This window comes from Paenibacillus sp. FSL W8-0439, assembly GCF_038008995.1.
In the GTDB taxonomy this organism is placed as follows: domain Bacteria; phylum Bacillota; class Bacilli; order Paenibacillales; family Paenibacillaceae; genus Paenibacillus; species Paenibacillus polymyxa.
Genome location: NZ_JBBPAK010000001.1, coordinates 859,521 through 875,000 on the forward strand (window position 1 = coordinate 859,521; position 15,480 = coordinate 875,000).

Sequence of the window (15,480 nt, forward strand, 5' to 3'; positions counted from 1 at the left end):
TTACATTATAATTTCTTTTTGGAGCACAATCAATTTAACTATGGATTTTACAAATCCTGATTGAGAGGTATAACATGCTGGCAATTGATGTGCAGGATCTGCGCAAAACATTTAAGGTTCAAAAAAACCGCGAGGGCTTAAAAGGTGCCTTCCTTGATTTATTCGCCCGCGAATACAACGAGGTGGCTGCGGTCAAAGATATATCCTTCCGTATTCCGCAAGGGGAAATATGCGGTTATATTGGTGAGAACGGGGCCGGAAAGTCCACCACGATTAAGATGTTGACAGGTATTCTCGTGCCAACATCGGGACATCTCAAGGTGGGGGGCTATGTCCCTTATGAGGATCGCGAGAAGTTTGTAGGTAACATAGGCGTTGTTTTTGGTCAGCGCAGCCAGCTTTGGTGGGACATCGGCGTGATCGAGTCTTTTCAACTGCTGCGCAAAGTATATCAGGTTCCGGCTATGGACTTCAAACGCAGGCTGGATGAGCTGGTAGAAAGGCTGCAATTGCAGGATTTGCTAAGCCGCCCGGTGCGTAAACTTAGTCTTGGACAACGGATGCGTTGTGAGCTGGTAGCTGCTTTGCTGCACAATCCGTCGATTGTTTTTCTGGACGAGCCGACCATTGGGCTTGATATTATGGTGAAGTCCGAAATTCGTGAGTTTTTGAAGGACATGAACCGGGAACACGGGACCACTATTTTGCTGACGACCCATGATTTACAGGATATTGAGGCGCTGTGCTCGCGCGTCATTATGTTGGATGATGGGAATATCATTTATGATGGTGGACTGGATGATCTCAAGGCTCGTTGGGGGACAGGTCGGGAAGTACGGTTCCAATTTGGTACGACGACTGTGCTGGAGCAATTGCAGGCATGGACAGCCGATATGCCATTGACGTGGACTATGGATAACGATTTGGCTGCCAAGGTGTGGATTCCTCTTCATATTAATGTATCGGATGTGCTGGCTAGCGTAGTTGGCCGCACGGACATTACGGATATCAAAATCATTGAAACCAACACGGATGATATCGTTCGCAGTATCTATCAGTCTGGCTCGGCAGAACGCCAAGGCAATCCGCTAGTGGAGGCCAAAGTTCATGCTTAGCGTATATACCGATTTTATTCGTATCCGATTTCTCACGATGCTTGCTTATCGTGTGAACTATTATTCGGGCATACTTATTTATTCCATGAATATCGGCGTGTATTATTTCACATACAAAGCGATATATGGCGATGCGGGTAGTATTGGAGGTTTTACTGCTGCTCAGATGACGACCTATGTAGCCGTATCGTGGATGGCGAGAGCCTTTTATTTTAACAATCTGGATCGTGAAATATCGACGGATATTCGTGATGGTAGCATTGCTATTCAGATGATCCGACCTTATAACTATGTACTTGTTAAATTTATGCAGGGGCTTGGCGAGGGAATGTTTCGCTTCCTCCTATTTATGATTCCAGGTATGGCGATTGCGATGCTGCTGTTTCCCGTGAAGCTGCCTAGTGATCCGGTAGCCTGGATCGGTTTTCTGGTCATGCTGTTTTTCAGCTTTCTGATCAACACTCAGATTAATATTATTACGGGCTTGACGGCCTTTTTTATCGAAAATAATGAGGGCATGATGCGTATGAAGCGCGTAGTCGTAGACCTGTTTTCTGGGTTGATTTTGCCAATTAGCTTGTTTCCGGGCTGGCTGGCGACAATTTCCCAATGGATGCCGTTTCAGGCAATTACTTATTTGCCGGGCTCTGTATTTACGGGACGTGTAAAAGGCGTTGGCATATGGAATGTGCTGGGTATCCAAATCATTTGGCTGGTCGTTCTGCTCGTGCCGATGATCATCATTTGGCGGCTGGCGCGCAGACGTCTGTTCGTGCAGGGAGGGTAAGCCGATGATGTACTATTTGGGCCTCATTAGCGAATATTTGAAAAATTACATGAAGTCACGGCTCACCTATCGTGCCGATTTTTGGGTAGAAGTCATTTCGGATCTGCTCTTTCAGGCCACGAATCTTATTTTTATTTTAGTTATATTTATGCATACAGACAGCTTGGGTGGCTGGAGTGAAAATGAGGTCGTGTTCGTTTATGGATTTTTTATGGTTCCTTACGGACTGTTTAGTTGTTTCGTTAATCTTTGGAACTTTAGCGAGCGTTATATTGTAAAAGGTGAACTCGACCGAGTAATGACCCGTCCTGCGTATAATCTGTTCCAGATTTTCCTTGAAAATGTGGACCCGCCCGCGTTGGTCGGCTCAGTGATTGGTCTGATTATTATGGGGATCAGCGGCGCACAGATGGATTTGGCTATGGAGTGGTGGTTTGTCCCGGCACTAATCGTTTTGAGCCTAAGTGCTGTGGCGATCTATACGGGCATATACACCATATTGACTTCTCTTTCATTCTTTTCGGATGCGCCCACAGGAATTATCCCGCTCATGTACAATATTCAGGGTTACGGACGTTATCCGGTAACGATCTATAACCGTGCCATTCAGGTTGTGCTGACTTGGATACTGCCTTTTGCTTTTGTTGGCGTATATCCCGCTTCCCTGTTCCTTCAACGAGAGGACATGCGCCATATGGCGCTCTTAACTCCTGTGATGGGAATTGTCTTTCTCACACTAGGCTTACTGGCTTGGAACTGGGGGATTCGGCGTTACCGGGGTGCTGGCTCATAGGGCGGATGATATAAGAACCCCTACAAGATAGGAGATGATAAGATGTCCACGACATTGACCGTTATTGGACAAGCGGCACCGGATTTTGAATTGCCTGGGAGTGAGGGAAAGAGTGTCAAGCTGTCGGATTATCGAGGCAGTAGGGTATTGTTGTACTTTTATCCCAAGGATTTGACCTCTAGCTGCTCGACCCAGGCTTGCGATTTTCGGGATAAACATGCGGAGTTTAAAGGCTTAAACACCGTGATTCTCGGCATAAGCCCCGATCCACTCAAGCAGCATGACAAGTTTATTGCCAAGTATGGCCTACCTTTTCAGCTGTTATCTGATGAAGAGCATCAGGTGGCTGAGACATATGGTGTCTGGCAGCAAAAACAGATGTACGGCAAGCAGTACATGGGCATTGTTCGTTCTACGTTCCTTATTGATGAGAATGGCATTTTAGTTCATGAATGGCGTGGTTTAAGGGTAAAAGGACATATTGATGCCGCGCTGGCATACATTCAGGATATGGCATAAATTAAAAAAACCTTTTGGAATCGGGTTATGCTTTTTAAGCATCGGTTTCAAAAGGTTTTTTATTCATTTTTGGGTGTATTTTGCCGATGTTTCCACTTTTGCCGGCAGAGGTAAACAATCCACAAAAGAAGCGGAATGATCAAGCCGTTCGTATAATGCCAGGCAGCCATGGGATAAACAAGAGTTCTTACATAATAAAACACATTGGGGGTTATCGAAATGGTCATACCAAACACAATCGCTCCTGCGGGTATGACGAATGGACGACTATTAGAAATTCGGAACAACTGGGGTGTTCCAAAAGTGAAGGCGTAGAAAAAAAGAACTCCCTTGAAATAGGCAGCCAGTGCCCAGGTTAAAGCAACAAGCGATTCAACACGTGTAATATAATTCAGTTCATTAATTTTTGTCGTGAGTACAGAAGAAATGTATGGACTGTAATGGGTCACAAAGGGTCCAATCACAAGCAGGGAGAGCAGCAGAAATAGGCTAATCACGATTCCGCCTATAAGGGAAGCGAGCAATATGTCCTTTTTAAAATGGGCTTTTTTGTTTACATAAGGAAAAACCATGAGCATAATAGACATTCCGGCAAAAGGCATTGCCACGCCTGGAACCATTCCTTGAGCAACAGGAGCCAGCCCATTTTCCAAAACAGGCCGTACATTGGAAAGCTGAACTTGTGGCAGGAGTGCAAGGAATAGACCAGAGAAAATTAATATATATGCTGGTAATAGCATCTCGCTAACACGACCGAAAGCTTCAATTCCGGCTAACGCAGTAAGCACCATTAAGGCTATTCCCATAGCGAGCAGAACACGTAGAGGGGTATTTACAAATAACTGTGTAGTCAGAAAATCGCCTACCTCTCTCGCAATAAGAACGGTGTTCATTAAAAAATAAAATAAATACCAGCAGGAAACAACGGTTCCTAACACGGGCCCCAAAATTTTGCGAATCGCTTCAATAAGTGTAAGGTTCGGGTAGAGCTCATGAACGCGAATAAGCACGTAAATTATGATTAAGCCCAGCGGAATGGACAGCATGGAGCTGATCCAGGCATCCTGATGAGCAATATGTGTAATCATAGTCGGATAGAATAAGAGCATATCCCCGATTAAACTCATAAACATCAGGACAGTCACTTGCCGAACGCTAATACGTGTTTTTTTTGACATGTGGCTGTCTCCTTTCTAAAAACCAAATACATGTGACACAAAAGCGTTAACAGGGTTGTAGATGATTTCAATCAGTACCAGCGGGCTTGGCGTAACCTCTGACTTGGCGGCAAGGACACTAAGCCATGTGCCTATTCCGAGCATAATGATGTACACGAACATATCTTTAAAGCGATGTTTTCGATACAAGCCTGGCAAATCTTTGGCAGCAATGGCTAGACCGATACAGATAATAACAGTGGTGATTAGCACGGTGAAGACTCCTTCCGTTAAAGGGTGTGGATCAACTGGGTTCCAGGCTGTGGCGGCCTTTCGATCTTAACTTGTATACGATAAGCAGCAGCGAAGGAAGGACAACAGAATCCGTCAAATCCCAATAAATCCAGGCGTTGACGATCGTATCCAGATAGTAAGTAATATTAGGCGCCGACACGATAATCAGACCAAACAGGATCATGAAGCTAGGACCAAGAAAGGTCCGAACATTATTTAATCGCAGTAGTTGAGTTATTCCTAAGGTAAAGGCATAGAAGTGTAAAATGGTTTTAACAAAAGTAGTGATAATCCAGGCAGTACTCATCATGGATTCAATTCTCTGCAGGAAATTTCCTATGTTGATCTTTTTAGATAGCGTATAAGAGGTATACACACTATGTTCGGTTACAAAAGGACCCAGCACCATGAGAGAAACCAGGAGGAGTACGCTTAACAGAATGCTGGCCGTAAGTCCTGAGAGTAAAACTGATTTTTTTAGACCCGGTTTTTTGCTCACATAGGGAAAAATCATCAGTAAAAAAGCTAGTTCACCGAATGGGTAGGAGAGCGCAAATAGGCTGCCCTCCATAATTTTAGGAATACCTTGTTCCATAATAGGCTTAAGCTGCTGACTGTCACATTGGGGAAGCAAGCACAGGATTAAAAACAAAGCGAAAGCCAAGCATAATGGAAATAAGATTTGAGCCGTACGCGCAATTGGTTCCAATCCCATATACATCCCCCACATCAGCACAAGGATTAAAAGTAAATTAATAACAGGAAGAGGTGTCATTACATAGGTCTGGCTGTTCATAAAATCTCCGACTTCTCTTAAATAAATCGCTGAATTCATCATTAAATGGAACAAATACCATATGGAGATGAGGGCGCCTAGCCACGGACCCAAAATTCGCTGGCAGAGCTGCACAAAGGTGAGATCAGGATACAGCTGATGTACCCGCAGGAGTAGCAGTAGTACAGCCAGTCCTGCAGGGATGCTAAGTAATGAGCTGATCCAGGCATCCTGCTTGGATATGCTAGTAATGAGGGAGGGATACACCAATACACAGTCTCCGATAATACTCAAAAAAACGAGTACGGCTATATTTGTAATGCTGATACGCCCTTTCTCCTCCACCAAGCTCACTCCTTCATTTCTTTTTGGAACGATTCAAACAAGGAACCAATTTTTTTGATCGTAGTCTTTGCCTTATATTCAATTTGTAAGTCCATAAATGGATTTTCTTTTTCTTCTTTTAGTCGTTTCCAAAGCTCAGGTTTGGACTGGTGGATCAGCTGACCAAAGCCGAAAATGTCTGACTTAAACTCACGTCGAACAGTCTCTACGGAATGCTTCATAATTTCAACAATTTTTTCATTGCTTGCGGCCTCAATTTCTTTAATATCAGCCATACTGCTTAACTTCATATGCTCACAGTTGACCTCTCGTACTGTGCTGTCGTTGGTAACGGATATGGAGATAACAGGTTCTCCATCGCGAATGATCACTTTTTTTTGGGTGTTGCTTCTTAAGGTTAATAAGGCGATATTACCTCCTCCCTGACAATCGGTGTGCCCCGTTGTAGACTCCACTTTATCCCTGATGTAACTGAGCCCTTTACTGTCAAGGTCATTGATCCATCCCAGCAACCGGTCTTTTTTGAATACACCATTACCTGAAAACCGCAATATGGTTTCAGGCGATATGCTTTTGGTGGCATCCATACCTTTTTCATTGGTCGATTCTATATCTCCCACAGCTTCCAATGCGGGCAGAGTGGACTGGATGTCGGGATTAACCAGATCGCTAAGAAGTTGATCCATGGTTACTTTGGTAGCAGGAGCCCAGGTTTTGGTTAAGGTATCTAACGAAGCAAATAATTTATTTGCCGGCAATTTTTCCATTGGAGTGGGGATCTTTAACATCGTAGAAGCCTTATTGTTTTTGGCTATCGCAATATAAAAGTCACTTCTTGTAAAAGGCTCTCGCATCATGGCTTCAATCGCATCAGCAATTCCCCTTCTCGCATACTCCTCACCTAAAATCAGCATACGAATATGAGATAAATAAATGGAGCGCGGACTTGTATTCGTCATTTTTTCAATGGCCTCTTGAATCGTGGGTGCAGTGGTCTGATAAGTAACGACTGGAGGGCCTGCACTTGGTGATGATTTGGAAGCTACAGCAGAAGGAATGACCACCTGAGCGGTTACCTGATACTGGTCTCCTTCCATATCCACACCGATCCCAATAGCTATGCCCAGCTCATTTAATTCTTGGCGATCCCAGCAACCACCTAACAGTAATGCAATCAGGCCCCAGACGAAGAACAAATGTATGGTCTGCTTCATGGCTGATCCCTTCTGGTTTTTGATTTATTACTGATCCGTCTTTTTTTCGTTTTTTGGCGAATCGTATTTTGGATAGAGATGGATTGAGGCCGTGTCTTCATGCGAGGCCAAGGTAGGCGAAACAGCGTATCTTTCAAATCGCTTTCCACATAGGGACCGAACGGGCTCATATAAGATACTCCGAAGGATCGCAGACTGGTCAAATGCAGTAAAAGTACGATTACCCCCATCAATATTCCAAGAAGCCCGAAGGCTGCGGCTAGCATCATTAAAGCAAAGCGGGCAATACGAACCGCAATGGAAAGACCGTTTTCCGGAATAACATAGCTGGAGATCGCTGTAATGGACACAACAATAACCATAGCCGCCGAGACCACTCCTGCATCCACGGCTGCTTGTCCAATGACCAGTGTACCTACGATGGATACGGCCTGTCCGACAGTCTTGGGAATTCGAACTCCTGCTTCACGCAAAATTTCATAAGTTATTTCCATGAGCATCGCCTCGACAAAAGCCGGAAACGGTACGCCTTCCCTTTGTGCAGCGAGACTGACCAATAAGTTTGTAGGAATCATCTCTTGATGAAAGGTAGTTACCGCAATATAAACTGCTGGCGCAAGCATAGCGATAAAAAAGGAAAAGAAACGCAGCAAACGCAACAACGTGCTGATATCAGCACGCTGGTAATAATCCTCTGCTGATTGGAAAAATTGCACAAATAGTGCAGGAATCAACAGAACAAAGGGTGTCCCGTCCACCAAAATAGCAATTCGGCCTTCCAGCAGGCTGGCAGCGACTGAATCCGGACGCTCGCTGTTATAAATGGTGGGGAACAGGGTGAAGGTTTCATCCTGAATTTCCTCCTCGATGTAACCCCCTTCCAGAATTCCGTCAATATCAATTCGGTCCAAACGTTCTCTCAGTTCCTGAATAACTCCTTCGTCAGCGATGCCTTTGACATACATTACGGCCACATTGGTGTGGGTGACTTGCCCGATCTGTCTTGTTTCCATCCACAGGCGCGGATCGCGGATTCGCCTACGAATTAGAGCGGTATTGGTTCGTAAATTTTCGGTAAAAGCCTCCATTGGACCCCGTACGACACTTTGTGATTGGGGCTCGCTAACACTGCGATCCTCCCAACCGACCGCATCAATCCATATGCCCTTTGCGTATCCGTCCAGCAAAATGATAATACCGCCAGATAGCATCTGGTTGAATAAGGCATCCATTTCGTCCACACTACCTGAGTTACCTGCAATCAAAACTTGATTCTTCAAATAGTCGAATGGTTCTGCGCCCTCCGGTACATGATGTTCATTTACTCGCATCAATGAACGGAGAACGGAATCATGGAGCAATTGAGTGTTAACCAGACCATCGATATAAAAAAGAGCTGCTGGCCATTTTTGCATCCATAATAGCTCTTTAATGATTACATCTCCGCTGTTTCCAAAGGAGCTCTCGATATGATTTACATTATCTTTCAAGTTAGAGGATACATGAGTAAGCGGACAACTTTTATTCTGATTTGGCATACGTAAAATCCTCCGATATTGGAGTTTGTTGGCTTAGTATGCTCTGAATATATGAATTTATGCCTTGACGGCTGCAAAGTAATCTGATGATTAGTGCTAAATGGTTAATTATATTTTTGTTTAATTTATGGAGTCTGTCGTATTAGAACTGATTAGAATGGTAGATTGGCAGTACAGGGAGTTATTCGCTGCAGGTAACATTAATGGAATTGGGGGGGCGTTTCTCCGTATCGCTTTGTTGGGTTTTAATATAACGGCTTATGGGTTCGGGATTTAGCGTAGGTGTCTTACTGTCTAGTGGGTGATTCCTTTTTTGGTCCTGTCATCTGCGGAGGGTCTGCTTATTACCCGCATATTTGGAGACATTATTAATGCAGGAGACCCCATTGTATTTACAGGGTCCATTGTTGGGTATGCTGACGACGTAGAACCAAGGTATGATCGGAATGTCTATGTTTGGAGCAGGGGTAGCTCGAATCATGAGCCGCGAATGTGGGCTCGGCTGAAGGAGTTTAACTATTCCGTGTCATCCTTGTGGCTGGTTTTTACTGATTTTTTGGATTTGTATAGCGATCCAAACAGGAAGCTTCTCCACCGATATATAAAATACAGCAGGATTACGAATCCAACCGCTGCTGCGATTCGTAGTGCGTACAGCTCTACCAAATGGAAAATGGCATCCCATTGCGGGCCAAACAGCTTGCCGATGCTTAGAAAGAGGACGACCCAGAATAAAGCACCGCTGTAAGCATACAGGACAAATTTACGGAAAGAAAGAGCTATAATTCCAGCAAAATAGCCGGTAAAATGCCTGACACCTGGGATGAAATATCCAAGGAAAATAAGCCAGTATCCATAATGTTGAAACCATTTTTGTGTTTTCTGTAGCTTGTCCGGCGATAACAAAACCCATTTGCCGTATTTCTGAATAAAGGGAAGCCCAGCCCATTTTCCAATAAAATAGGTAATGGTCATACCGATGGTTGTGCCCGAAAAAGCTAACAGCACCAGCTTGCTGAAATCCAGAGTACCGGCATAGGAGAGATATCCCGCATAAGCCATCGTGGTTTCCCCGGGAAAAGGCAAGGCAATAAACTCCAGCAGCAAGCCGAAAAAAAGGACCCCGTATCCATATTCTTCGAACAATTGCGCAATCCATTTCAGCACATCCATCGTGTACACTCCTACGGGCAGATTAAGTAATTTAGAATCAATTTATTTTATCAATCTTTTCATGACCACTCAACTATGGTTGATTTCTTGACGTGTTGTTTTATCGTTGCGTATAATGAAACGAACAATTGAGGGAGGCACGGTAATGAATAAGCCTAATGAAATCGTTGTAGTTCTCGATTTTGGAGGACAATACAACCAGTTAATTGCAAGAAGAATTCGGGATCTCGGCGTATATAGCGAGCTCCTTCCATACAATACGCCTGCGGAGAAGCTGAGAGAGCTGGCGCCGAAAGGGATTGTTTTCTCAGGCGGACCTTCCAGCGTATATACAGACAATGCTCCTCAGGTGGATCGGGCAATTTATGATCTTGGCATCCCTATCTTTGGTATTTGTTATGGTATGCAGTTGATGGCTCATCAACTGGACGGTAAGGTAGAACGTGCGGGCAAGCGTGAATATGGCAAAGCAGACGTGCAATTCAATGAGGATGCCCGTTTGACTAAAGGGCTGGATTCTCGTCAAACGGTATGGATGAGCCATGGCGATCACGTTACAGATCTGCCAACTGGCTTTACACTGGATGCGGGAACAGAGAGTGCTCCGATTGCTGCAATGAGTAACCTGGAGCGGAATCAGTATGCGGTACAATTCCATCCAGAGGTGCGTCATTCTGTTCAAGGTAATGAGATGATTAGCAACTTCCTGTATGAAGTGTGTGGTTGTGAAGGCAACTGGACCATGGAATCGTTCATTGAAGAGCAAATCCGTGAAATCCGCCAGCAAGTAGGCGACAAGAAAGTACTGTGCGCTTTAAGTGGCGGCGTGGATTCTTCCGTCGTAGCCATGCTTATTCACAGAGCTATCGGCGACCAACTGACATGTATGTTCATTGATCACGGACTGCTGCGCAAAGGTGAAGCCGAAAGTGTAATGGAGACGTTCGTTGGTAAATTTGATATGAAAGTTGTCAAAATTGATGCACGTGAGCGTTTCCTGTCCAAACTGGCAGGAGTGGATGATCCGGAACAAAAACGTAAAATCATCGGTAACGAGTTTATTTACGTCTTTGAAGAAGAATCCGCTAAATTCGATGATTTTGACTTCCTGGCACAAGGCACGTTGTACACAGATATTGTAGAGAGCGGAACAGCAACGGCACAAACTATCAAGTCGCACCATAACGTGGGCGGTTTACCGGAAGACATGAAGTTCAAACTGATCGAGCCACTGAATGCTTTGTTCAAGGATGAAGTGCGTAAAGTCGGCGAAGAATGCGGACTTCCGGCCGAAATTGTATGGCGTCAGCCATTCCCAGGTCCGGGTCTTGCCATCCGTGTATTGGGCGAAGTGACAGAGGACAAGCTCAAGATTGTCCGTGATTCTGACTTTATTTTGCGCGAGGAGATTGCCAAAGCGGGTCTGGATCGGGAGATTTGGCAATACTTCACCGCTCTGCCGAATATGAAGAGTGTTGGTGTCATGGGCGATGCCCGTACGTATTCCTACACTGTAGGTATTCGCGCAGTAACGTCGATCGACGGTATGACCGCCGACTGGGCACGTATCCCTTGGGACGTGTTGGAGAAAATCTCCGTTCGTATTGTCAACGAAGTGGACAACGTCAATCGTATCGTGTACGACGTAACTTCCAAACCACCAGCAACAATCGAGTGGGAATAAGCGTGGAGACTCCCGCATCGTAACCACGAACCCTTTGAGATTTACCAATACAATATCAGGCTCCTCTGCATCGGCGAAATATCGCTATGCGGTGGGAGTCTTTTTTTACGGGGGCAAGGTCGAAACTTTGCTCGGGAAAGTTTACTGCACGGCAACCTCAATCGACGAGGTTTAGCTAAAGGCGAACAGCATTGCCCCATGCGACGGATATATAAAGTCATTTGTTGTTACAAAACAGAATATGAAGTTGAAAAAAGGAGATATTATTCAATGGTAATGTCTCCTTTTTTTATATGATTTTATTAGCTTTAAGCTATAAATAGCTTAAATCAAGTATGGAATTAAACGTTTATTTTCATGTCATCCTTTAATGGTGTCATGTTTTGATACCAATATATTTTATAATTTATCTAGATTAAAGTGTTACATATCCCGGTTCATTAAACGCTACTAAGGAGAATAAAGAGATGAGAAAATTATTTTTGTCGTCCTCATTTAAGGATGTTGCACCATGCTTAGTTCATTTTGCCGATGAAAACTTGGAAGGAAAAAAAGTCACTTTCATCCCAACCGCAAGTATTCCAGAGAAAGTTAAGTTTTATGTGAATACAGGGAAAAAAGCATTAGAGAATTTAGGATTAATCGTGGATGAAATCGAAATCAGCACAGCAACATGGAATGAAATAGAGAGTAAAATTAGAGGAAATGACTATATTTATATGACCGGAGGCAACACATTTTATTTACTTCAAGAGTTAAGAAGAACCGGAGCTGACAAAATCATTGCTGAGGAAGTTAATGCAGGGAAGTTGTATATAGGCGAATCGGCAGGTTCGATGATTTTATCACCTAATATCGAATATGCCCGACTTATGGACAATGTGCAGGAGGCGCCTGCTTTGGATTCCTTTGCTGCACTCAGGGCAATTGAATTCTATCCAGTCCCTCACCATACGAACATCCCGTTTAAAAAAGCAGTGGAGAACATCATTGAGGAATATGGTAGCCAATTAAATTTATATCCAATCAGCAACGAAGAGGTTATTTTGGTTGAAGGTGATAGTATAAAAGTCGAGAATGCATGACTTCATTAAATAAAGGAGAATTTCAACTGCTAAATATTTTAAAGAACCTTCAATCCACATCTATCATGGTATTGAAGGTTCTTTTTTTAAAATTCTAACTTACCATACGATCTTTTTCCCAGTTGTAGCCGATTCCTCGATGCGGTCCAGTAACTGATGTAGTTTTAAGGCATGGTTGAAATCGGGGGCGAGACGGGTGTCCGTCAAAATATCCCTGGCAAATACATGATGAGCTTTGGCTACATTCAGGGTTACCCCTTCTTTTGGGAAATCCAGGGTACTATCAGGTTCATGAGCTATACTGATTGTTTCAAAAACACCGTTAGGCGCATGACTCTGCTCACTACTTGGATCATATATCAGTTTTTCAAGCGTCAGATTCCCAAATTGAATATGCCCAAGCGAAGGATTCTGTGACAAACGCAAAATGCCCTTTTTCCCCTGAATCTCTAGCTCAAACTTAGAATTCACTCCACCTTGAATGTGAACGGATGTCGGTGCTCCATTTTCCATTAGTCCGTGAATCAGAATTTGATCGGCAGTATCCTTGGAAATGACTTCACCCGTTTCATGAATAATGGCTTCATTATAACGGGAGGATGTGATGGCCGATAGCTCACGGAATTCGCCAACGATGTATTGTAGTGCATCCAAGGAATGCCCTCCGTTAATGGTCAGTAGGTTGGCACCACTGGCTCTATTCAGCAGATAAGACGTATCCTGATTTGTTCGTCCTCCTTTGCCGGGAGTAGCTACTTGCATATGACAGGATACTATTTCACCAATTGTCCCGTCTTCCACCAGCTTTTTCATCATTTGCACCTCAAAATCCTGACGTGCCTGCAAGCCGACGGTATGATGGATGCCCGCCAGTTCCGCCGCCTTAGCCATTTCAGTAGCTTCCGCAGTGTTGGCCCCCAGAGGCCACTCACAAAAAATATGCTTTCCCTCTTGAATAGCCGCCATCACCGCCTCATAATGATGGGGAACTTTTACGCTCACCACGACCATGTCCACATCCTCGGAAGCTGCGAGCTTTTTGGCATCGTCAAAAGCTAATGTTGCCCCTACGTCCTCTGCACTTTTTCGTGCACTCTCCATACGGGAAGTGCCGATGGCCGTGATATCCAAGCTCGGGTGCTTGAGCAAAGCAGGAATATGCGTTTGGCTGGCCCATTTGTTATTCATCGAACCTCCTATGATACCTGCACGAATCTTCTGTTTAACCATGTGCCATCCCTCCTAATTTTAAAATGTGAGTAGAAAATAACGCTTAAGCCCAATATAATACACTTAACTCATAAAGAATAATGCTTGTTAATGATGTAGATATCATTTTATTTGATGGGAGGTAAAGCGGTGGATATTCAAAATATGCAGGCATTCGTTTCGGTGGCAGAGCTTAGAAGTCTAACAGAAGCTGCCCAGAAGCTGAATCATCTGCAATCGAATATGACGGCAAAAATAAAGAAGCTGGAGACCTATTATGGCACAGCGTTATTTTACAGAAAGCCTCGTGGTATGGAACTGACACCCGCAGGCGAAATTTTATACGCTCAGTACAAGCAAATTTTGCTGCTATGGCAAGACACGGAGATGAAAATGAGACCCCAGGAGGAAAAACTGCGCGTCGGCACGATGCAGTCCATTGTAGCAGGCGAAACAACAAGGGCGCTAACGAAGGTATATGAGATGTATCCGCAGGTTTCGGTGACATTAAAAACGGGAACCACCACGGAAATGGAACAATTCATCCTCGACGGAGAGCTTGATATTGCTTTTGTTACAGGATATCCTACCAACCCATATATTCATTATCAAAAAATATGCCGTGAAGAGCTGGTGCTGGTGGGGAAAGGTATACACGAAGGTTCGGATCTCCAGCAAGTACTACAAGGAGCTTCTATTATCATATTGTCGGATAGCTGCCTGTACCTCACGCATTTAGAGAAGATGTATCAGGACATGCAATTGACCCATAGCGAGGTTGTCGAGGTTGGAATATTTGATACGATGGTGGAATTCGCTCTAATGGGAATGGGAATTACCCTTATGTCCAAAAAGCTGGCCCGGCAATTTAAAGTAGCATCCTATCTACCCGTTCCTCCGGTTTTTGGCTATATGGATACATATTTAATATCTCGTCCCAATCACAAAATGACAGCAATTGAACATAAATTTATCGAAATCAACAATACGATCTAATAGATAGGAGAGACATCGAATGCCAATTAATCAAGGCAAATACCAAGGTAGCCATGCTGTATTTCTGGGCGATAGCATTACGTTTGGATATGACTTGCGTGATGGAGAAAAGCCATAGTCCCAACTTTTTTGTGATATGTAGACTTGTCTCATGGCTTGTTTATTTATAGTGAGGGTGTATAATACTTGATATATCAATTGATGGGTCAAGTATAAAAAGGAGGCGAGGTAGTCATCGAACATTGCTCTGAAAAAAGCCAGTTATTTTATCGCATGCATCTTTTGTGTAAAGAAATGAATAACGCTTTTGAAGCACAGTTAAAAACCAGCTTTACCAAGGTCGAAATTTTGTATCATATTGACCATCGTCAGGAATTAAGTCAGCTGGAGCTTCAACATCTGCTCGTTCTGGATGGTGCAGCAGTGACCCGGCATCTAAAAAGGCTGGAAGAGGAAGGTCTGATTTTACGCAGTAAAAAAGAGCAGGATAAGCGTGTAACTTATATACGTTTAACCGAATTAGGGATTCAAGAGCTGCAAGTTTTGACAGAGCAAAGACAAGCCTTTCAGGAACAACTTCTCTACAATTTTCAAGACGAGGAAATTGTGGCTTTAACAGATGCACTACAGCGTATGTCTAGCAATGTGAAGAATATGTAAAAATATGCGAGGACAAAATGATTTTGGAGGCCACTCGATGAAGATTTTAGAAGACTATTTTCACTACTATGATTTAGCAAAAGATGATGAGACGAGCAGAGAACGATTAATCAGCCTTTTTTCCGAGAAGATTGAG

General features: G+C 43.9%; 16 protein-coding genes (1 of these 16 cut by a window edge). 9 read left to right on the plus strand and 7 right to left on the minus strand.

Annotated features, from left to right (window positions below; translation table 11 throughout):
- Positions 1-74 precede the first annotated feature (74 nt).
- Genes MKX36_RS03860 through bcp form a run of 4 tightly spaced genes read left to right on the plus strand, consistent with a single transcriptional unit; the run spans position 75 to position 3,214 of the window.
- Positions 75-1,115 carry an ABC transporter ATP-binding protein gene (locus MKX36_RS03860; protein ID WP_016819312.1) on the plus strand — a complete coding sequence of 347 codons (1,041 nt, stop codon included), beginning with the start codon at positions 75-77 and terminating at the stop codon, positions 1,113-1,115.
- The gene (locus MKX36_RS03865) at positions 1,108-1,902 is read left to right on the plus strand and encodes an ABC transporter permease (protein ID WP_016819311.1); all 795 of its coding nucleotides are present in this window, start codon (positions 1,108-1,110) and stop codon (positions 1,900-1,902) included. The genes MKX36_RS03860 and MKX36_RS03865 overlap by 8 nt, the downstream gene beginning before the upstream one ends.
- A gap of 4 nt (positions 1,903-1,906) precedes the next feature.
- A complete protein-coding gene (locus MKX36_RS03870; RefSeq protein WP_080902359.1) occupies positions 1,907-2,695 on the plus strand; it encodes an ABC transporter permease in 789 nt (262 codons plus the stop codon).
- A gap of 42 nt (positions 2,696-2,737) precedes the next feature.
- Positions 2,738-3,214, plus strand: coding sequence for a thioredoxin-dependent thiol peroxidase (gene bcp / locus MKX36_RS03875; RefSeq protein WP_045245112.1), 477 nt, complete (start codon positions 2,738-2,740; stop codon positions 3,212-3,214).
- 59 nt (positions 3,215-3,273) lie between these two features.
- On the opposite strand, the gene MKX36_RS03880 is transcribed toward bcp, so the two are convergent.
- From MKX36_RS03880 to MKX36_RS03905, 6 genes are all read right to left on the minus strand, one after another.
- Positions 3,274-4,392 carry a GerAB/ArcD/ProY family transporter gene (locus tag MKX36_RS03880; protein ID WP_045245111.1) on the minus strand — a complete coding sequence of 373 codons (1,119 nt, stop codon included), beginning with the start codon at positions 4,390-4,392 and terminating at the stop codon, positions 3,274-3,276.
- Between the two features lie 15 nt (positions 4,393-4,407).
- Entirely contained in the window at positions 4,408-4,644 is a 237-nt protein-coding gene (locus MKX36_RS03885) for a hypothetical protein (RefSeq protein ID WP_016819308.1), read from the minus strand.
- A gap of 31 nt (positions 4,645-4,675) precedes the next feature.
- Positions 4,676-5,785, minus strand: coding sequence for a GerAB/ArcD/ProY family transporter (locus tag MKX36_RS03890; RefSeq protein ID WP_090891539.1), 1,110 nt, complete (start codon positions 5,783-5,785; stop codon positions 4,676-4,678).
- A 5-nt stretch (positions 5,786-5,790) separates the two neighbouring features.
- Positions 5,791-6,999 (minus strand): Ger(x)C family spore germination protein, encoded by a 1,209-nt coding sequence (locus MKX36_RS03895; protein ID WP_340864247.1) that lies wholly within the window; start codon positions 6,997-6,999, stop codon positions 5,791-5,793.
- Positions 6,996-8,537, minus strand: coding sequence for a spore germination protein (locus tag MKX36_RS03900; RefSeq protein WP_340864248.1), 1,542 nt, complete (start codon positions 8,535-8,537; stop codon positions 6,996-6,998). The genes MKX36_RS03895 and MKX36_RS03900 overlap by 4 nt, the downstream gene beginning before the upstream one ends.
- A 516-nt stretch (positions 8,538-9,053) precedes the next feature.
- The gene (locus tag MKX36_RS03905; RefSeq protein WP_340864249.1) at positions 9,054-9,710 is read right to left on the minus strand and encodes a DedA family protein; all 657 of its coding nucleotides are present in this window, start codon (positions 9,708-9,710) and stop codon (positions 9,054-9,056) included.
- A 145-nt stretch (positions 9,711-9,855) separates the two neighbouring features.
- On the opposite strand from MKX36_RS03905, the gene guaA reads away from it, so the two are divergent.
- Both guaA and MKX36_RS03915 read left to right on the plus strand, forming a co-directional pair.
- Positions 9,856-11,394 carry a glutamine-hydrolyzing GMP synthase gene (gene guaA / locus MKX36_RS03910; RefSeq protein WP_340864251.1) on the plus strand — a complete coding sequence of 513 codons (1,539 nt, stop codon included), beginning with the start codon at positions 9,856-9,858 and terminating at the stop codon, positions 11,392-11,394.
- 467 nt (positions 11,395-11,861) lie between these two features.
- Positions 11,862-12,479, plus strand: coding sequence for a Type 1 glutamine amidotransferase-like domain-containing protein (locus tag MKX36_RS03915; RefSeq protein ID WP_016819293.1), 618 nt, complete (start codon positions 11,862-11,864; stop codon positions 12,477-12,479).
- A gap of 99 nt (positions 12,480-12,578) precedes the next feature.
- Here the strand turns inward: MKX36_RS03915 and MKX36_RS03920 are convergent, their stop codons facing one another.
- Positions 12,579-13,709: a Gfo/Idh/MocA family protein gene (locus tag MKX36_RS03920; RefSeq protein ID WP_031462885.1), complete on the minus strand. Its 1,131-nt coding sequence runs from the start codon at positions 13,707-13,709 to the stop codon at positions 12,579-12,581.
- Positions 13,710-13,838: 129 nt separating this feature from the next.
- Between MKX36_RS03920 and MKX36_RS03925 the strand changes: the two genes are divergently transcribed.
- The 3 genes from MKX36_RS03925 to MKX36_RS03935 all read left to right on the plus strand — a co-directional run.
- Positions 13,839-14,684, plus strand: coding sequence for a LysR family transcriptional regulator (locus MKX36_RS03925; RefSeq protein ID WP_019686163.1), 846 nt, complete (start codon positions 13,839-13,841; stop codon positions 14,682-14,684).
- 294 nt (positions 14,685-14,978) lie between these two features.
- Complete coding sequence (locus MKX36_RS03930) at positions 14,979-15,344, plus strand: MarR family winged helix-turn-helix transcriptional regulator (protein WP_230877827.1); 366 nt, start codon at positions 14,979-14,981, stop codon at positions 15,342-15,344.
- A 37-nt stretch (positions 15,345-15,381) separates the two neighbouring features.
- A protein-coding gene (locus MKX36_RS03935; RefSeq protein ID WP_016819289.1) for a hypothetical protein crosses the window boundary here: on the plus strand, positions 15,382-15,480 show its start. Its footprint extends 291 nt past the window's final position; 99 of the gene's 390 nt are visible here — the first part of the coding sequence; its start codon is at positions 15,382-15,384; its stop codon lies beyond the right edge, outside the window.